The following is a 19,414-nucleotide window of genomic DNA, read 5'->3' on the forward strand; positions in this document are numbered from 1 at the left end:
TTCGATGACTTGACGCGCGGACCGGTCTATCGTGTGTTCAAGCGCCCGCAGAGCGCAAGGGGCAGAGTCGCAAGCGTCATGTCAGAATCGGACACAATGGCCAATCGCTGGATGCGGTTTCAGAACCGCCTTTACGCGCGCCTGAGCCAAAGGCGGAAGGCGGTTTCGGGATTCGTCAGCCAACCTGAGCCGCGCACCGTCGGTTCGTATGCACGCGGGCGACAACTGGTGGCCGGGAATCTCCTTTTCGCAGGATATCTGGTCGAGGCGGATGACACCGATCTCTGGGATGTTGCTGCGCCCAGTCCGGATTTTGATGATGAACGCCACGGTTTCATCTGGCTGGATGATCTGGCAGCCGTCGGCGATATGCGCGCCCGTGAAAAGGCGCAGCGATGGGTCTGGGGCTGGATCACCGCACATGGGCGCGGGAAGGGACCCGGCTGGGCGCCGGACCTGACCGGGCGTCGGGTGATGCGCTGGATCAACCACGCACAATTTCTGCTACGCGGCGCTGATGAAGCGCAAAGCAGAGCTTTCTTCCGCTCCTTGGCACAACAAACATGGTTTCTTTCCAAACGCTGGACAGCAGCAACACCAGGATTGCCGAGATTCGAAGCGCTCGCAGGGCTGGTTCAGGCTGGTTTGGCCCTGGAGGGGTTGGAGCAACTGGCTGATCCCGCATTGCGCGCACTGGCCCGGGAATGCGACCGCCAGATCGATGCCGAGGGCGGCATTCTCACCCGCAACCCTGAGGAATTGCTGGAGGTCTTCACACTGCTGGCCTGGACCTCTGCTGCACTTGGTGAAGTTGGCCGAGGCACGCCTGCCTCTCAGACCGGGGCGATCAAGCGCATTGCACCTACTCTGCGAAATCTGCGTCATGCAGATGGATCTCTGGCCAGATTTCACGGGGGCGGGCGTGGGCTTGAAGGGCGGCTGGATCAGGCACTGGCACAAAGCGGTGTCAAGCCGCAGCAGCATTCGGACCTGTCAATGGGTTATGCACGATTGGCCGCCTCGAGAACCACGGTTCTGGTGGATGCCAGCGCGCCTCCCAAAGGTGCTGCGTCGTTCAACGCCCACGCATCCTCGCTTGCGTTTGAGCTGACCTCGGGGCGCCGTCCTCTGATCGTGAACTGTGGATCAGGCGGCAGTTTTGGGCAGGAATGGCGCAGGGCGGGGCGCGCGACCCCGTCGCATTCGACCCTATGCGTCGAAGGGTATTCCAGCGCCCGGCTTGCAGAAGGCGCAAATGGGTCGTCGCAGGAAGCATTGGTGGATGGCCCGCAGGATGTGCCCGTGGATTTCGAGGATGCATTCGAAGGCACCCGCTTTATGGTGGGTCATGACGGCTACGCCAAAGTGTTTGGCCTGACCCATGCCCGCACGCTTGAACTGCGCTTTGACGGGCGTGAGCTGGTGGGCGAGGATATTCTGCTGACCGCAACCGACAAAGCCAAACGGCAGTTCGATCGCGCGATGGACGGGGCAGGTCTGCAGGGGATAGCCTTTGACATCCGGTTTCACCTGCATCCTGACGTTGATGCGGCACTTGATCTGGGTGGCGCTGCGGTGTCGATGGCGCTCAAAAGCGGTGAGATATGGGTTTTCCGCCATGATGGCGTTGGAAAGTTGTCAGTTGAACCAAGCGTTTACCTTGAAAAAGGCCGTTTGAAGCCACGCGCGACAAAACAGATCGTTCTATCTGGGCGCGCAATGGAGTATGCGACGCGCATCCGGTGGACGCTCAGCAAGGCTCAGGACACAGCCTATGCCGTGCGGGATACGCACCGGGACGAGCCCGCTTTCGACTGACGCCAAAAGGACCTTTGGACCCATGACCGACCTTCACCCCGTGCGCCGCGCGTTGCTTTCCGTTTCCGACAAAACCGGGCTGATCGAGCTGGGAACGGCGTTGGCCGAACGCGGGGTTGAACTGCTTTCGACCGGCGGTACCGCGAAGGCGCTACGCGATGCGGGGTTGGAGGTGAAAGATGTCAGCGAGATCACCGGCTTCCCCGAGATGATGGATGGCCGGGTCAAAACGCTGCACCCGATGGTCCATGGCGGGCTGCTGGCTCTGCGCGATAATGACACCCATGTCGCCGCGATGAACGAACATGGTATCGGCGCAATCGACCTGCTTGTGGTAAATCTCTACCCGTTTGAAGCGACCGTGGCTAAAGGCGCTGCCTATGATGAGTGCATCGAGAACATCGATATCGGCGGCCCAGCCATGATCCGGGCGGCATCCAAGAACCATGCCTTTGTAAACGTGGTTGTGGATGTCGAAGATTACTCGTCGCTGCTGGATCAGCTGGAAGAGAATTACGGTAAGACTTCTCTGGGCTTCCGTCAGTGGTTGGCGCAAAAGGCCTATGCCCGCACTGCCGCCTATGACACAGCCGTGTCCAACTGGATGGCCGATGCGCTGGAGCTTGAGGCCCCCAAACGCCGCGCCTTTGCCGGTGAGCTGAAACAGACCCTGCGCTATGGCGAGAATAGCCACCAGTCGGCAGCGTTCTATGTAGATGGCTCGGGTCGTCCGGGCGTGGCGACGGCGGTACAGCATCAGGGCAAGGAACTGAGCTATAACAACATCAACGATACCGATGCCGCCTTTGAGCTGGTGGCCGAGTTCGACCCGGCCGAAGGGGCAGCTTGTGCGATTATCAAGCATGCCAATCCGTGTGGTGTAGCGAAAGGTGCGACGTTGCTTGAGGCCTATAAAGCCGCGTTCGACTGCGACAGGACGTCGGCATTCGGCGGTATCGTGGCGTTGAATCAACCGCTGGACGCGGAAACCGCGCAGGAGATCACGGGGATTTTCACCGAGGTGGTGATCGCTCCGGGGGCGTCAGACGAGGCCAAGGCGATCTTCGCCGCCAAGAAGAATCTGCGCCTGCTGACGACCGAAGCTCTGCCGGATGTGACCGCCGGTGGTAAAACTGTGCGACAGGTGGCCGGTGGCCTGCTGGTGCAGGACAAGGATAACGGCTTTGTTGGTATGGATGATTTGAAGGTGGTCACCAAAAAAGCGCCATCTGAGGAGCAGATGCGCGACCTGCTGTTCGCGTGGAAAGTGGCGAAACATGTCAAATCCAACGCCATTGTCTATGTCAAAGACGGCGCGACCGTAGGTGTCGGCGCGGGGCAGATGAGCCGAGTTGACTCGGCACTGATCGCGGCAAAGAAAGCCGAGCGTATGGCTGATGCACTGGGCTTGCCCCAGCCGCTGACCATCGGTTCGGCCGTAGCTTCTGATGCATTCTTCCCCTTCCCCGATGGGCTTATGGAGGCCGCCGAGGCAGGCGCAACATGCGTTATTCAGCCCGGCGGTTCGATGCGTGATGATGAAGTGATCGCGGCGGCGGATGAAGCCGGTCTGGCCATGGTCTTCACCGGCATGCGGCATTTCCGTCACTGATGCGCGGTTCGTTCATCCTATGGGCCGGATTGGCGGCGTTTTTGATCGACCAGATCAGTAAGTATCTGGTCGTTCACGTCATGCGCGTGGCGCAGGGCGATATCGACGTGCTGCCACCGCTTCTGGTTTTCAGATACGGCGAGAATCGCGGCATCAATTTTGGCCTGTTTCAGGGCGACGGTGACGCCGCCCGCTGGGTGCTGATCGGGGTTTCCGTGGCGATCTGCCTGGGCGTCCTGATCTGGCTGGGCCGCATCGCTCCTACGAAGCTTCAACAATTCTGCGGCGGTCTCCTGATCGGCGGTGCGCTGGGAAATGTCGTGGACCGGGTGCTTTACGGCTATGTTCTCGACTTTTTGAACATGTCCTGCTGCGGGATCAGCAACCCTTTTGTGTTCAATCTGGCGGATGTGTTCATATTTGCGGGAGCTTTGGGATTGGTCCTGTTCGATGGCAAAAAGCCCTCGTGACCTGCCGGACGATATGCGATAAAAGCGCCTGAAACTGGCTGGAGACACTGATGCGTATGCCACGCGCCATTCTTGTTCTGACACTCGCCGTTGTCGTTGCGGGCTGTTCCGATATTGGTTTGCGCAATCTTGATCCGCCCGGAGCGGGGCCGGATGAATTTTCGGTATTGCCCGTCAAGCCGCTGACCCAGCCCAAGGACTACGCCTTTCTTCCAGCGCCGACTCCCGGCGGTTCAAACCTGACCGATCCTAACCCCAAAGCGGATGCCGTTGTGGCGCTGGGTGGTAGTGAGGCAGCGCTGAACCCGAATACCGCAATACCGGCCAGCGATGCGGCGCTTGTGACGGCCTCAAGCAGATATGGCGTTCCTGCCAATACGCGTCAGGTAACGGCCGAAGAGGATGCGGCTTTCCGCAAAAATCGCGGTCGCTGGACCCGCCTGCGCCTGTTCCCGGTTGATCGGTACTCGCAGGTCTATGAACGTCAGTCAATCGATGCGAACGCGACCAATGAAGCGGCGCGTCGTCGTGGGATCGAAACGCCGTCGGCCCCGCCGCTGGAATGAATTCTTCTTAACTTTCCGTCATTGGCCTTGAACCCCGGCGGCACCACCGTAGTTTGAATATCAGAAATGAAACGGAGGATGCCCCATGGTTCGGGCCCTGGCACTGTCGGCTGCCCTGATCGCCGCCACCCCCTTGTTCGCGAAAGAGGGGCAAGAGGCTGTCACCACATTTACGCTGGAAAACGGCATGGACGTCGTGGTGGTCGAGGATCATCGCGCTCCTGTTGTGCAGCATATGGTCTGGTACCGGGCCGGATCCGCCGATGAACCGATCGGATCCTCTGGCGTTGCACATTTCCTGGAACATCTGCTGTTCAAAGCCACCGACACAATGGAAGCGGGCGAGTTGTCAGCCACTGTCGCGGCCAATGGCGGCAATGACAACGCTTTCACTTCTTACGACTACACCGCCTATTTTCAGCGTGTCGCCGCTGACCGGCTGGAACTGATGATGCGGATGGAGGCAGATCGTATGCGCAACATCCGCCTGACCGAGAATGATATCATCACCGAACGCGACGTGGTTCTGGAAGAGCGTAATCAGCGGACCGAAAACAATCCACGCGCTCTGTTCGGAGAACAGATGAATGCAGCGCAATATTTGAACCACCGTTACGGAGCGCCGATTATCGGCTGGCGCCACGAGATGGAGGCGTTGGATATGGACGACGCCCTGTCCTTCTACCAGACCCATTATGCACCCAATAACGCCATATTGGTCGTCACCGGAGATGTTGACCCCGACGAAGTCAGGGCGTTGGCCGATCAGTACTACGGTGTTATCCCAGCTAACCCTGATTTGCCCGAGCGGATACGCTCGCAAGAACCACCCCAGACTGCCGAACGTCGCCTGACCTTCAAGGATGCGCGTGTCGCACAACCCTACGTGCAGCGCAGCTATCTGGCCCCTGAACGGGACGCCGGTGAGCAGGAGAAGGCCGCTGCCCTGTTTCTTTTGGCGGAATTGCTGGGAGGAAGCACAACCTCATATCTGAATGAAAAGCTGCAATTTGAGCAGCAGAAGGTGGTCTATACCGGTGCGTTCTACAAGGGGGTCTCATTGGATGACACGACCTTTGATCTGATCGTTGTGCCGGCTGAGGGCGTTTCACTTCAGGATGCGGAGGATGCCATGGATCAGGCCGTTGCGGATTTCATCGCGGAAGGTGTCAAGGATGAAGACCTGGAGCGCATTAAGATGCAGCTCCGCGCCGCGCAGACCTATGCGCGCGATAACGTGGACGGTATTGGAAACCGCTATGGTCGTGCGTTGACCAGCGGGTTGACGGTCGAGGATGTGCAGGCCTGGCCCGACATCCTGCAGGCTGTGACGGGTGACGAGATCATCGCGGCTGCCCGTGAAGTGCTGCAACCTGAAACCTCGGTCACTGGCTGGCTGATGCGTGACGATGAGGTGACACAATGAAACGGTTTGCCGCAACGCTGATTGCGCTGATCATTGCCCTTCCCGCCTGGGCCGAGATTAAGATCAAAGAGGTAACCTCGCCCGGTGGTATTACCGCTTGGCTGGTCCAAGATCATTCGATCCCCTTCACCGCGCTGGAACTGCGGTTTCGTGGAGGAACGTCGCTGGATGATCCCGATAAACGCGGCGCGGTCTATCTGATGAGCGGCCTGATTGAGGAAGGCGCCGGCGACATGGATGCCCGCACCTATGCACGCGAACTTGAATCTCTGGCAGCGTCCTTCAGCTACAGGGCAACAGATGATACGGTCTCCATTTCGGCGCGGTTCCTGACTGAGAACCGGAATGAAGTGATTGATTTGCTGCAGACCACGATTCATGAACCGCGTTTCGATGAGGATGCGATCGATCGGGTGCGCGCTCAGGTGATTTCGGGTCTGAAGTCCGACCAGACTGATCCAAGCGATATTGCCGGACGCAGTTTTGCTGAAATGGCATATGGGGATCATCCTTATGCGTCGGACGGTAAAGGTACGATTGAAAGCGTTTCAAGCCTGACCCGCGACGACATCGTCGCTGCCTACGACAATGTCTTTGCCAAGGACAGACTGTATGTCGGAGCTGTTGGCGACATCACGGCAGAAGAGCTGGGCGTACTGTTGGACGAATTGCTGTTGGATCTGCCAGCAACCGGGAAACCCATTCCAGAGAAGGCGAAGGTCACCATTGACGGCGGTGTCAGCGTAGTGGACTTCAACACTCCGCAATCCGTCGCCCTTTTCGGGCAAAGTGGCATTGATCGCGATGATCCCGATTTCTTTGCGGCCTATATCCTGAATCACATTCTGGGCGGCGGCGGTTTCGAAAGTCGCCTGATGCAGGAAGTACGTGAGAAACGTGGTTTGACCTATGGCGTGGCGACCTATCTGGTACCCAAGGATCTGGCGTCAGTGTATCTGGGCTCGGTCTCATCTGCCAATGACCGTATCGCCGAAGCGGTCGAAGTGATCCGACAGGAATGGGCGCGCGCGGCTGCGGAAGGTGTGACGCAGAAAGAATTGGATGACGCCAAGACCTATTTGACCGGGGCCTATCCGCTGCGTTTTGACGGCAATGGCCAGATTGCCGGAATCATGGTCGGGATGCAGATGGAAGATCTGCCTATCGACTACATTGCGACTCGCAACGACAAGGTGAATGCAGTGACCTTGGAGGATGTGAACCGGGTGGCGTCTGAACTGCTGGACCCCGAGGGTCTGCATTTCACCATCGTCGGCAAACCGGAAGGGGTGGACGGCTGACGTCGTCCATCTACCCGCTGCCAAACAGAATTTTTCGTTGTTATTGAATAATTTTTCTTGGAATTGACGGCAGGGGGTGATGCGAACCACTGGCGGAAACAACGAGTTTGTGAACTCTTCCAGGGCGCAGCGCCAGACAGAGGATCGGCAATTCTCCGCCTTAAGTAATCGTTAACTCGCCTTGGCCATACTTTGGCCAGAAATGTCGAGAATTCTATGTTAGTCGGGAACGGAGATGGGGTTCAGAAGATCAACATCTCCTGAGACGAGGCTTTGGACGGATAGCGGCACCATGATAGTTGCGATAATGGGATTGGGAATACTTGCAGGGTTGTTAACCTTTGCTGCCGCTTTGATTGTCGGTCAATCTCTGCTCAGCGCTTTCGCACTTTACGTGGTGGCCGGTACGCTGACATCGCTTTTGGTAGCAGCGGGTATCTATTTCAGAAGCTCTTGAATTTGGTAGGTTGGAAATAAAGCCCAGCGACTGAAAAGTTTGCCACCAATCGGATTCCTGTGTTCTAACCTAAGCTTGGCCCTTTTTCGCTGCGCGCAGCATCTGACCCATCATCTGGCCAAACTTGCCCGAGCCGCGCTGATACAAAGCCCCGTCAACGGCCATGACTGTTCCGCTGATATAGCTCGCCATATCAGAGCTAAGGAATAGGCAGGCATTTGCCACATCCTGGGGTTGACCCCAGCGACCCAGCGGGACGTCCCGACGCAGCTCTTCATGGGCGTTTTCGGTAGGGGCCAGCCGTTTTGCGCCTTCGGTTCCTTCGATAAAACCCGGAACGACCGAATTCACGCGAATCCCTTCGACGCCCCATTCCATTGAAAGGGTTCGGGTGATTTGATCAACGCCCGCCTTGGCGGCGCAAACATGGGCCTGCCCTTCGTAAGGCAGATAGGATTGCGGGGCCGAAATGTTGATAATGCTGGCACCGGGACGTTTGAGATAGGGGTAGGCCCCTTTCATGACGTGGATCGTGCCCATCAGATCGATATCTATGACCGCCTTGAATGCATTGACCGACATTTCAGATGCCAGCGCTGGGAAGTTGCCGGCAGCACCAGAAATCAGGACATCGAAATCTCCAAAAGCGTCGTGGAATTGCTTAAGGCCTTCGGCTACGGCCTCTGGATTGCGAACGTCGAACGCCGCGCCGATCGCGTCGGATGCTCCTGCTGCTTTCAACGCAGCCACGGTATCATCAACCTTTTCCTGCGACCGGCTGGCGACAGCCAGATTAGCACCCGAGGCCGCAAAGGCCTCGGCAATGCCGCGATTGATACCGCTGGTGCCACCAATGACGATGACGGTCTTACTTGAAAAATCCATTTAGGCCTCCGGTGGAACGGGGGCCTTACTCTCCGTAGGGCACCCAGATGTTTTTCACTTCGGTCGCAGCCTGCAGGAAGCGGCGCGAATGGTCCACGCTCCAGTCAAATGCCGTCGCGTTATTGACCCAAGTCCGCTTCAGATTTCCGGCCGAGACGACCTCGATCTCTTTAGACAGATCGGTGGACGAGAACGACCAGACCGCATCCACGTTCAGATGCGAGGCCAGCGGCTTTGCCAGCTCTGCGTGGCTGCCGGTCAGGATGTTGACCACACCGGCGGGCACGTCCGAGGTTTCTAGGATCTGGTAAAAATCCGTTGCTGCCAGCGGGTAGGGCTCACTTGCCGCCAGAACCACCCGGTTGCCCATCGCTATCGCTGGCGCCATGGCCGAAACTAGACCCAACAGGGGTGCTTCGTCCGCACACAGGGCGCCGATAACGCCAACCGGCTCTTTCATGGCAATGGCAACGCCCCGGATCGGAACACCATGTACTTGACCATCATACTTGTCCGCCCAGGCGGCGGCGGTGAACAGTCGCTGGATCGAGGCCTCAACCTCTTTCGCGCCGTCTTTCTTACCGGTCATCGCATCAATACGAGCAGCGAACTCGCCCGCACGTGCCGAGAGGTTTTCACCGATGTAATACAGAATCTGAGCCCGCAGATGGCCGGTGGTCTTGGACCAGCCTTTTGCACCCGCTGCAGCCTCAACCGCGTTGCGCACGTCCTTACGGTTGGCCAGACCCACATGGCCAAGTAGGCCGGATTTGCCCCAGACGGGTTTCGAATAGCCGCCATCGGGCCGCGCCTGCTTACCGCCGACATACATCTTGGCGGTGCGGTCAATAGGATCGACTGGAGCGCCTTCGCCCATTGCCGCCTCAATCTTCGCCAGCGGTTTGGCCTTGGCTTTGGGCTTGGTATAGGCCGTCAGCCCTTCCCAACCGCCTTCACGGCCAAAGCCGCTTTCGCGTACACCGCCGAACCCGGCAGCAGCGTCGAACAGGTTAGTTGCGTTCACCCAGACCACGCCCGCAACCAGCTTGGGCGCGATATCCAGCGCGAGGTTCACGTTTTCGGTCCACACAGTCGCGGCCAGCCCGTAGCGGGTGTTGTTGGCCAACTCGACCGCTTCTTCCGGGGTGCGGAAGGTCGAAGAAACCAGAACCGGGCCAAAGATTTCTTCCTGCATCAGCGGATCGGAGGTTTCGAGCCCAGAGATCAGCGTTGGTGGATAGTAGCAGCCATTCGAGGGCAGCTCACAGGCCGCCTGATGCACGTGACCCGCAGTGTTGCTCTCGACCATTCCTTTAATGGTTTGCAACTGAACCGGGTCCACAACCGCGCCCACATCGATGCACTTGTCCAGCGGATCACCAATACGCAGATTGTCCATCCGGGCACGCAGCTTGTCATGGAAGCGATCAGCGATACCCTCCTGCACCAGAAGGCGCGAGCCCGCACAGCAGACCTGGCCCTGGTTGAACCAGATCGCGTCGACCAAGCCTTCGATCGCTGAATCAATATCGGCGTCGTCAAAGACGATGTAGGCGGACTTGCCGCCCAGTTCCAACGTCAGTTCTTTGCCAGAGCCAGCGGTCGCTTCACGGATGCGACGGCCCACGACGGTCGAGCCGGTAAAGGCGATTTTGTCGACGTCCGAAGACACAATCATCTCACCAACGGCACCATCACCTGTGACGATGTTGACCACGCCTTTCGGCAACCCGGCCTGCATGCAGATGTCGGCAAACAGCAGCGCGGTCAACGAGGTGTACTCGGCCGGCTTCAGAACCACCGTGTTGCCCATTGCGATTGCAGGCGCGATCTTCCACGCCATCATCAGCAGCGGGAAGTTCCACGGGATGATCTGGCCGCAAACACCCAGTGCTTCGGCATCGGGCAATTCGCTTTCCATCAACTGCGCCATGCCCGCGTGATAGTAGAAATGCCGCTGTGCCAGAGGGATGTCGATGTCGCGGGATTCTCGGATCGGCTTACCGTTGTCGAGGCTTTCGAGCACAGCAAACAAACGTGAGTGCTTCTGTAGCAGGCGCGCAATCGCGTAGAGGTAGCGCGCACGACCGGCTCCGCCCAGCTTCTCCCATTTCGGCTGCGCCTTGCGCGCCGCAGAAACGGCGGCGTCCACGTCAGCCTGTTTGGCTTGTGTCAGCTTGGCCAGAATCTCTCCGGTTGCTGGGTTGCGGCTGTCGAATCCTTTGCCGGGTTTGGTAAACGCGCCATCGATGTAGTGGCCGAACTTGTCGCCCTGATCGACCAGCCAGGCCAGTGCCTCGGCTGCGCTTTCGGGGGCAGGGCCGTAGTCCATGGTCTCGAAAATCTCTTTGACTGTCATTGTGTTTTCCTCAGCCCATGGAGTGACGGTAACCGGCGGAGTATGCGCCTGTCACATAGTGTTCCAACTGCCGCTCGATATCGCCCAGCAATGATGAGGCACCAAAGCGAAACAGATCCGGCTCCAGCCAGCGGTCGCCCAGCTCGTCCTTGATCAGCGACAGATAGACCAGCGCATCCTTGGCTTTCGAAATCCCACCCGCAGGCTTGTAGCCTACGCGATAGCCGGTGCGGTCATAATAGTCGCGAATAGCTCGGATCATTACCAGCGACACAGGCAACGTGGCGTTGACGCTTTCTTTGCCGGTCGAGGTCTTGATGAAGTCTGCCCCTGCCATCATGCACACCAGCGAGGCACGCGCGACGTTGCGCAGGCTGCCCAGCTCTCCGGTCGCCAAAATGGCTTTGACATGTGCATCGCCGCAGGCGACGCGGAAGGCCTTCATCTCATCATACAGGGCCTGCCAGTCGCCAGACAGCACATGACGGCGCGAGATGACGATGTCGATCTCCTCGGCTCCGGCCTTCACGCTTTCTTCGATCTCTGCCACACGCAGATGAAACGGAGAGAGCCCGGCCGGGAAGCCAGTGGATACCGCCGCAACCGGAATACCAGTGCCTTCCAATGCGTCCACAGCCGTTTCGATCATGTCATGGTAGACACACACCGCTCCGGTTGTGATCGGCGGCATGTCCAGCGCCTGCAGAACTGAAGACGCGACAGGCTGACGAGCCTTTGCGCACAGGCGACGAACCCGCCCAACCGTGTCATCGCCCGATAGCGTGGTCAGGTCGATCATTGTGATCGCTTTGAGCAGCCATGCGGCCTGGTATTCTTTTTTCACTGACCGCCGACCGGGCAGCGTCGCTGCGCGGCGCTCGATGGCCGAAGTGTTGGCCTGCACGGCCCGCACCCAATCCAGATCCAGATCCATTCCTGGGTTCCGGGGCTCGGTCACTTGCGGCAGATGCGGGGTGCGCACGGTGCTTTCTGAGCTCTGCGTTTCCATTATTCCGTCCTTTTGGAGGTTCGCGTCAAAATCGCATGGGTCGCAGCGAAAGGGAAGGTGTGCCAGCGTCGTAAAGGGCAAATTTTTGACCAAATGGACAAATATAGTCGTTTTCTTGCGAGTAATTCGCATTTGCATTGACTTAGTTGCGAATGGTTCTCATATTTTGACTTAACAGGATAACCGTTCGGAGTCTGAAATGATTCGTCGATCGCTACTTACGGCATTGGCTCTCGTGCTTGTGTGGCCCGTCGCCGCAATCGCTCAAGCGCCGCTGAAAGTCGTCGCCACCACCGGCATGATTGCAGATGCTGCGCGCCAGGTCGGCGGTGAACAGGTCGACGTGAAGGGCTTGATGGGACCCGGTGTCGACCCGCACGCCTATCGCCAGACCCGCACCGATATTGTTGCGATGACCCGCGCTGATCTGGTGCTGTGGCACGGCCTCTATCTAGAGGCTCAGATGGAAGGTTTCTTTGACGATCTGGGCCGCAAGCGGACAGTGGTTGCCGTGGCGGATGGCATCGACACATCGAAACTGCGCGCCCATGACGATTACGCTGACAAATTTGACCCGCACGTCTGGATGAGCCCGGTTCTGTGGCGCGATGTCGTGATCGAAGTGCAGGAAGCTCTGACCGAAGCCCGGCCCGAAGCGGCAGATGAGTTCGCAGCCAACGCACAAGTTTTTCTGGCCGAGATCGATCTGCTGGCCGCCTATGGCAAGCAGGTTTTGGCGGCCGTTCCCGAAAACAACCGCGTGTTGGTGACTGCGCATGATGCATTTGGCTATTTCGGTGATGAATATGGCTATGAGGTGCTGGGTATTCAGGGCATCTCAACCCAATCCGAGGCAGGGTTGAACCGGATCGGTGAGTTGGTCGAAACTCTGGTAGAGCGTCAGCTGAACGCCGTGTTTGTGGAGAGTTCCGTTTCAGATCGATCCATGCGTGCCTTGATCGAGGGTGCTTCGGCCGAAGGTCACAAAGTGGGTGTCGGCGGAGAGCTGTATTCCGACGCGATGGGCGAGCCGGGCACATATGAGGGTACTTATATCGGCATGCTTGATCACAACATTACCGTTATCGCCGGCGCGCTGGGCGCGGATGTTCCCGAACGTGGCATGAACGGCAAACTGTCGGCGGGGTTTTAAACCATGATTGAACTCGCAACAGTTCAGGGCGTTTCTGTCGACGGGCAGGACATCGATCTTTGCCCTCTCGCCATTCGTGGTCTGACAGTCTCATACGGTCAGAAGCCAGCGGTTTTCTCGGTCGATATGACGGTGCAGCCCGGCGCCATGACGGCGATTATCGGGCCAAATGGGGCTGGCAAATCAACCTTGCTAAAGGCTGCTTTGGGGATCGTGTCTCCGTTGTCGGGTCAGGTGACCGTGTTTGGTCAGCCGCTCGAGGACCAGCGGGCACGCATCGCCTATGTACCACAGCGCGCCAGCGTGGACTGGGATTTCCCGACGCGCGTGATTGATGTGGTGCTGATGGGCTTGTCGCGTCAATTGGGCCTGCTGGGTCGTGTTCGTGCCCGCCATACCGCCCGTGCCATGGACTGTCTGCACCGTGTCGGGATGCGGGAATTTGCCAACCGTCAGATCGGGCAGCTTTCTGGTGGTCAGCAACAGAGGGTCTTTCTTGCGCGCGCTTTGGCACAGGATGCCGACATGTATTTGTTGGACGAACCTTTTGCAGGCGTGGACGCCGCGACTGAAAAGGCGATCATCGCCGTGCTGAAATCGTTGAAAGAGGCTGGCAAGACCGTTGTTGTAGTGCATCACGATCTGGCCACGGTCACCGACTATTTCGATCATGTGTTCCTGATCAACACCCGCAAAGTGGCCGAAGGTCCGGTTGCACAGGCCTTTACCGCTGAAACGCTGCAAACCGCTTATGGCGGACGTCTTGCAACGGCTCAAATCGATCAGATTTCGCGCGCGCTGGGGTAATCATGCTTTGGGAGGCTTTGACCTTACAGCTTGGCTATAACGCCACGCTGGTTGCCATTGGTGCGACGTTACTGGGCGTTTCGGCAGGTGTGACGGGCACGTTCTTATTCCTGCGTAAACGCGCGCTGGTTAGCGATGCCATCAGCCACGCGACCCTACCGGGCGTTTGCCTTGCCTTCATGGTGCTGGTGGCTTTCGGTGGTGATGGGCGTAATTTGATCGGACTGCTTGCAGGTTCGGCAATATCTGCATGGGTTGGTTTGCTCTGTATGAACTGGCTGACCAGTCGCACACGTTTGGCAGAAGATGCAGCGATCGGCGCAGTGTTATCGGTGTTCTTCGGTTTTGGTGTCGTACTGCTGACCGTTATTCAAACCATGGGGGTTGGACGCCAGGCAGGATTGGAAGGATTCTTGCTGGGTTCTACTGCTGGGATGCTATGGGCTGATGCTCTGGTCATCGCGATCGGTGGCGCGGCAACGTTGGTACTGGTGATGATCATCCGCCGCCCGATGACGATGGTCGCCTTCGATCCTGAATATGCCGCCGCGCGCGGGTTGCCCGTGCATCGGATTGATCTGGCGATGATGGGGCTCGTGATGGCGGTGACCGTGGTCGGGTTAAAGATCGTTGGTCTGATCCTGATTGTTGCTCTGCTGATCATCCCGCCTGTGACAGCGCGGTTCTGGACGGAGCGATCCGACCGCGTGGTCGTTCTGGCCGGTTTGGCCGGAGGTCTTGCAGGGTATCTGGGGGCAGGTGTTTCGGCCTCGGCTCCGAACCTGCCGACCGGACCGATCATCGTTCTGGTCAGTTTTGGGTTCTTTGCCTTGTCGCTCCTGCTCGCGCCGGTTCGGGGTGTGTTGGCAGCTATTCTCAGCCACCTTCGGTTCCAGCGTCGAGTGCACATTCGGCAGGGACTGCTGGCACTGGCGCAGGGGCAGCAAATCTATGAACCCCTAACCATTCGCCTGTTACGCCGCACCGGCCTTGTGCGCGCCGATGGAGTTGTAACAGAGGAAGGGAGGGCGCGTGCGGCCAAGGCCCTACGAGACGAAAAGCGGTGGGAGATCGTCCGCGCGGATCAGGCGCATGAGGCCACTGCGGCGCTGTACGATGGGCTGTGCGATATCGAAACCGTGCTGACTCGCGATCAGATCGCCGAGATCGATCGTCGTATCGGCGGTCCGCAGGAGGTCACGCCATGAGCGGAGAAGAGTTCGTCCCCCTGTCGCTGACGCCTTTGTTGATTGGGACATTCGCGGCCATCGCATGCGCTCTGCCCGGTAACTTTCTGGTGCTGCGCAAGCAAGCGCTGATTGGCGACGCGATCAGCCATGTGGTGTTGCCCGGTATTGTCGTCGCGTTTCTGCTGACAGGCGCAATTTCAACTTGGCCGATGATGCTTGGCGCAGCAGGGGCTGCTGTGGTCGCCGTGGTTATGATCGAAGCGATCCGGCGATTGGGTCAGATCGAGCCGGGGGCAGCGATGGGTGTCGTATTCACGACCATGTTCGCCGGTGGTGTCCTACTGCTTGAGCAGACTGACACTTCGACCGTCCATTTGGACGTTGAACATGCGCTTTACGGCAATCTGGAAAGCTTGATCTGGCTGGATGCAACGGACTGGTCGTCGCTGCTGGATCTACAGGCATTGGCAGGGTTGCCACCTGAATTGCCGCGCATTGCGCTGACACTGACGGGGGTCTTGCTGTTCACGTGGTTGTTCTGGCGACCGCTCAAGATATCGACCTTCGATGAAGGCTTTGCGCGTACAATTGGTATCCGCACTGGCGCGTTAGGGATGGCGCTGGTGCTCATAGCTGCGATTGCTGCTGTCGCGGCATTTGATGCAGTGGGGTCGATCATCGTGATTGCAATGTTCATCTGCCCGCCAGCTGCGGCACGGATGATGACCAACCGGTTGGAAGTCCAGATCGTCTGGAGTGTCCTGTTCGCAACCCTTTCCGCCGTGTCCGGTTATGTTTTAGCGGGCTATGGCCCATTGTGGTTGGGGGCTGCGGATGCTGTCAGCGCCGCTGGAATGATCGCCACGATATCAGGCCTGATTCTGGCGCTGACCGCTGCTTTTGGCCCATGCCGAACCCGCAGCGGAGCGCCCAGTCAGGCTTGACTTGGCGTATTCACGCCAACGCCTATCACGCAGTTTCGGCTGAACTTCGCCAAGTGGAAACAATCACGAATTCTTAACAAGATTTATTCCATTTTCGGTGATACCAAACTTTCAATTGGAAACCACAAGACCACCACTCACTCTGGTATATCCGGCCAGTTTTGACCTTAGTCGCTACCCCCTTAACGGCGCGGTCAAACTGGCCGGATACCTCGTTTAAAGCCCGCTCTTCACAATTCAAACCGGTGGTCGAATCGCGTGCGCCTATGCTAGGTCTAGCGGTATGGTGTATGCTAACCCCAATATCAGCGACGATCGTCCGGTAATCCGCCAGCTGGATGACGCAGCGATCAACCGGATCGCGGCGGGTGAAGTCGTGGAACGGCCTGCTTCTGCCGTCAAGGAACTGGTCGAAAACGCCATCGATGCCGGGGCCACACGCATCGCCATTGAGGTCGCGGATGGCGGCAAGACCCTGATTCGTGTCACAGATGATGGGTGTGGGATCGCAGCCGGGGATTTGCCACTGGCGCTGTCGCGCCATGCGACATCGAAGATCGACGGCTCCGACCTGTTGAATATCCACACCTTTGGATTTCGCGGTGAAGCACTGCCCTCGCTGGGGGCTGTCGGGCGTTTGACCATCACCAGCCGTGTCTCGGGTGCTGATGCGGCCTCGATCCAGGTGTCCGGTGGCAAAATGGATGCAGTGAAGCCAGCGGCCTTGCGCGCTGGGACTGTGGTTGAGTTGCGAGACCTTTTCTACGCCACCCCGGCACGGCTGAAATTCATGCGCACGGACCGGGCCGAGGCGCAGGCGATCTCGGACATTGTGAAACGTTTGGCGATGGCAGAGCCTTCGGTCGCGTTCACCCTGCGCGATGTCTCGGGCGGGGGAGAGGGCCGCGTGACCTTTCGTGCCGACCGCGAGAATGGCGATCTGTTTGATGCGCTGCATGCCCGATTGGCGCGCGTTCTTGGCCGTGAGTTCGCTGAGAATGCTTTGCAGATCGATGCCACACGCGAAGGGCTCAGGCTTTATGGCTATGCCGCGCTGCCGACCTATTCGCGCGGGGTTGCAGTGGCGCAGTATCTGTTCGTCAATGGGCGACCCGTGCGGGACAAGATGCTGACCGGTGCGCTGCGAGCGGCCTATTTCGATTTCCTCAGCCGCGACCGGCATCCGGCGGCGGCGCTGTTCATAGATTGCGATCCAACGCTGGTGGATGTGAATGTACATCCGGCAAAATCCGAGGTTCGGTTCCGCGACCCCGGCCTCGCGCGTGGCTTGATCGTGTCCAGCCTGCGTCACGCGTTGGCCGAGGCCGGGCACCGGGCATCTTCGACCGTGGCCAACGCAACCTTGGGTGCGATGCGGCCCGAGCCCGCACCCGCAACCCCGGCGCGGGTGTATCAAATGGATCGCCCGTCACCCGCGGCGCGTCAGGCGGCCTATCGGGCGCAATCTCCGGGTTTTGCGGAACTGTCTCAGGACTATAGTGGACGCATCGTGGAACCGGTGCCCGAAACTGCACCGGAGGATGAGCCGCAAGACCTGCCCTTGGGGGCGGCGCGCGGGCAGGTGCACGAGAATTACATCATCGCCCAAACGGCAGACGGCATGGTGATCGTGGATCAACACGCCGCACATGAACGGCTGGTGTACGAAAAGCTCAAGGCTCAGATGGCCGAAAATGGCGTTGCCGCACAAGCGTTGTTGATCCCCGAAATCGTCGAACTGACAGACGGTGACTGCGCACGTCTGATGGCCGTTGCAGAGGACCTGTCGCGCTTTGGATTGACCATCGAATCCTTTGGTGGCGGAGCAATCGCCGTGCGCGAAACCCCGGCCATTCTTGGCGAGGTCGATGCCCGCGCGATGATCCTCGATATCCTTGATGAGCTCTCCGATCAGGGCGAAAGCCAGATGGTGCAAGCGCGGATCGAGGCGATCCTGAGCCGCGTGGCCTGCCATGGCTCGGTTCGGTCTGGCCGTCGGATGCGGGCCGAAGAGATGAATGCCCTGCTGCGTGAGATGGAGGCGACGCCCCATTCCGGGCAGTGCAACCACGGGCGGCCAACTTATGTGGAACTGAAGCTGAGCGATATCGAACGCCTGTTCGGCCGCAGTTGATCCGCTGGCCCGCTCGGGCTATGAAGAATAAAACAAGAACATCTGAGGCGATATGATCGAGATTGCTGGCACCCAATATGCATTGAATGACCCTATCATCCTGATTGCAGGCGGGGTGGTGGTGTTGATTCTGCTGCTTCTGTTTCTGTCACTTCGAGCGTCACAGCGTTCAGCTCGGATGGCGGAGCCGCTGGCCCGGCAGATGGCGCACCTTGGGCAGCATGTGCAGCAACTGGGCCAGGGGCAGGAACAACTGCGGGGTGGCCTACAGCATGTCTCGGACACGCAGGCCAACGCGCAGGTGCAGGTGATCCAGACCGTTGAATCCCGCCTGTCATCGGTGCAACAGCAGATGAATGACCGGCTGGCCGATAACGCGATGAAATCGGCGCGCGCTCTGGCTGAGATGCAGGAGCGGATGAAGGAATCGCTGCATGGTTCGTCGAAACAGACGGCGACCTCGCTGACGCAATTGCAGGAACGTCTGGCAGCCATCGACAAGGCGCAGGACAATATTACCAAGCTTTCAGGCGACGTGCTGTCATTGCAGGATATTCTGTCGAATAAGCAGACGCGCGGGGCTTTCGGGGAAATTCAGCTGAACGATATCGTTTCGAAGGCGCTGCCATCAGATAGTTTTCTGCTGCAGGCCACGTTATCGAACGGACGGCGCGCTGATTGCCTGATCAACCTGCCGAACCCTCCCGGACCGATCGTGATCGACAGTAAGTTCCCGCTGGAAGCCTATGAGGCACTGATCGGATCGACCAATGATATGGAGCTGAAAGCAGCGGTACAAATGTTCCGCAGTACCGTGCGTAAGCACATCAACGATATTGCCGAGAAGTACATTCTGGACGGTGAAACTGCAGATGGGGCGCTGATGTTTCTGCCCTCTGAGGCAGTCTATGCCGAGCTGCACGCCAAGTTCCCTGAATTGGTGCAAGAGAGTTTCTCGAAACGCGTTTGGATCGTTTCACCCACAACTTGCATGGCGACGCTGAACACCATGCGGGCGATCCTTAAAGATGCGCGCATGCGCGAACAGGCCGGTGCGATCCGCAAGGAATTGGGGCTGCTGCATAAGGATGTGGAACGTTTAGGCGACCGGGTGTCGAACCTCGACCGTCATTTCGGGCAGGCTGCAAAGGATATCTCGGAAATCAAGATCAGCGCGGAAAAGGCGGGTCGCCGGGCGCAACGGTTGGATAATTTCGATTTCGAAGAGCTTGCGCCGGATGACCAAACAAACGTCGTGCCGCTGGGCAAAACCGAAGGGTAAG

The 19,414-nt window shown here is 58.5% G+C and carries 16 protein-coding genes; 13 read left to right on the plus strand and 3 right to left on the minus strand.

Translation table 11 applies throughout. The annotated features are described in order from the left end of the window. Nucleotides 1-78 precede the first annotated feature (78 nt). The 7 genes from ACR0CZ_RS00725 to ACR0CZ_RS00755 all read left to right on the plus strand — a co-directional run bounded on the left by ACR0CZ_RS00725 (nt 79) and on the right by ACR0CZ_RS00755 (nt 7,650). On the plus strand, nt 79-1,818 hold the full coding sequence (locus ACR0CZ_RS00725; RefSeq protein ID WP_480537143.1) for a heparinase II/III family protein: 1,740 nt from the start codon (nt 79-81) through the stop codon (nt 1,816-1,818). 22 nt (nt 1,819-1,840) lie between these two features. After that, nucleotides 1,841-3,430, plus strand: a complete 1,590-nt coding sequence (gene purH / locus ACR0CZ_RS00730; protein ID WP_170394650.1) for a bifunctional phosphoribosylaminoimidazolecarboxamide formyltransferase/IMP cyclohydrolase — start codon at nt 1,841-1,843, stop codon at nt 3,428-3,430. Continuing rightward, entirely contained in the window at nt 3,430-3,900 is a 471-nt protein-coding gene (gene lspA / locus ACR0CZ_RS00735; protein ID WP_170394647.1) for a signal peptidase II, read from the plus strand. Before purH ends, lspA begins: the two co-directional genes overlap by 1 nt. A 50-nt stretch (nt 3,901-3,950) precedes the next feature. Next, nucleotides 3,951-4,466 (plus strand): DUF3035 domain-containing protein, encoded by a 516-nt coding sequence (locus ACR0CZ_RS00740; protein ID WP_170394644.1) that lies wholly within the window; start codon nt 3,951-3,953, stop codon nt 4,464-4,466. 85 nt (nt 4,467-4,551) lie between these two features. Further along, nucleotides 4,552-5,892 carry a M16 family metallopeptidase gene (locus ACR0CZ_RS00745; RefSeq protein WP_170394641.1) on the plus strand — a complete coding sequence of 447 codons (1,341 nt, stop codon included), beginning with the start codon at nt 4,552-4,554 and terminating at the stop codon, nt 5,890-5,892. Further along, on the plus strand, nt 5,889-7,193 hold the full coding sequence (locus ACR0CZ_RS00750; protein WP_170394638.1) for a M16 family metallopeptidase: 1,305 nt from the start codon (nt 5,889-5,891) through the stop codon (nt 7,191-7,193). Before ACR0CZ_RS00745 ends, ACR0CZ_RS00750 begins: the two co-directional genes overlap by 4 nt. Before the next feature lie 292 nt (nt 7,194-7,485). Then, nucleotides 7,486-7,650, plus strand: coding sequence for a hypothetical protein (locus ACR0CZ_RS00755; RefSeq protein ID WP_170394635.1), 165 nt, complete (start codon nt 7,486-7,488; stop codon nt 7,648-7,650). Between the two features lie 69 nt (nt 7,651-7,719). Here the strand turns inward: ACR0CZ_RS00755 and ACR0CZ_RS00760 are convergent, their stop codons facing one another. Genes ACR0CZ_RS00760 through deoC form a run of 3 tightly spaced genes read right to left on the minus strand, consistent with a single transcriptional unit; the run spans nt 7,720 to nt 11,903 of the window. Beyond that, nucleotides 7,720-8,535, minus strand: a complete 816-nt coding sequence (locus tag ACR0CZ_RS00760; RefSeq protein WP_170394632.1) for an SDR family oxidoreductase — start codon at nt 8,533-8,535, stop codon at nt 7,720-7,722. 25 nt (nt 8,536-8,560) lie between these two features. Next, entirely contained in the window at nt 8,561-10,894 is a 2,334-nt protein-coding gene (locus tag ACR0CZ_RS00765) for an aldehyde dehydrogenase family protein (RefSeq protein WP_170394629.1), read from the minus strand. A gap of 10 nt (nt 10,895-10,904) precedes the next feature. After that, a complete protein-coding gene (gene deoC / locus ACR0CZ_RS00770; RefSeq protein WP_170394626.1) occupies nt 10,905-11,903 on the minus strand; it encodes a deoxyribose-phosphate aldolase in 999 nt (332 codons plus the stop codon). Nucleotides 11,904-12,102: 199 nt separating this feature from the next. On the opposite strand from deoC, the gene ACR0CZ_RS00775 reads away from it, so the two are divergent. The 6 genes from ACR0CZ_RS00775 to ACR0CZ_RS00800 all read left to right on the plus strand — a co-directional run bounded on the left by ACR0CZ_RS00775 (nt 12,103) and on the right by ACR0CZ_RS00800 (nt 19,413). After that, nucleotides 12,103-13,056, plus strand: coding sequence for a metal ABC transporter solute-binding protein, Zn/Mn family (locus ACR0CZ_RS00775; protein ID WP_170394623.1), 954 nt, complete (start codon nt 12,103-12,105; stop codon nt 13,054-13,056). A 3-nt stretch (nt 13,057-13,059) separates the two neighbouring features. Further along, nucleotides 13,060-13,863: a metal ABC transporter ATP-binding protein gene (locus ACR0CZ_RS00780; protein ID WP_170394620.1), complete on the plus strand. Its 804-nt coding sequence runs from the start codon at nt 13,060-13,062 to the stop codon at nt 13,861-13,863. A 2-nt stretch (nt 13,864-13,865) separates the two neighbouring features. After that, the gene (locus tag ACR0CZ_RS00785; protein ID WP_170394617.1) at nt 13,866-15,071 is read left to right on the plus strand and encodes a metal ABC transporter permease; all 1,206 of its coding nucleotides are present in this window, start codon (nt 13,866-13,868) and stop codon (nt 15,069-15,071) included. After that, nucleotides 15,068-15,997 carry a metal ABC transporter permease gene (locus ACR0CZ_RS00790; protein ID WP_170394614.1) on the plus strand — a complete coding sequence of 310 codons (930 nt, stop codon included), beginning with the start codon at nt 15,068-15,070 and terminating at the stop codon, nt 15,995-15,997. The genes ACR0CZ_RS00785 and ACR0CZ_RS00790 overlap by 4 nt, the downstream gene beginning before the upstream one ends. A 283-nt stretch (nt 15,998-16,280) precedes the next feature. Continuing rightward, entirely contained in the window at nt 16,281-18,131 is a 1,851-nt protein-coding gene (gene mutL / locus ACR0CZ_RS00795; RefSeq protein WP_480537142.1) for a DNA mismatch repair endonuclease MutL, read from the plus strand. 52 nt (nt 18,132-18,183) lie between these two features. Continuing rightward, nucleotides 18,184-19,413: a DNA recombination protein RmuC gene (locus tag ACR0CZ_RS00800; RefSeq protein WP_170394608.1), complete on the plus strand. Its 1,230-nt coding sequence runs from the start codon at nt 18,184-18,186 to the stop codon at nt 19,411-19,413. Nucleotide 19,414: the final 1 nt, after the last annotated feature.

Source organism: Ruegeria sp. H9, from assembly GCF_056532915.1.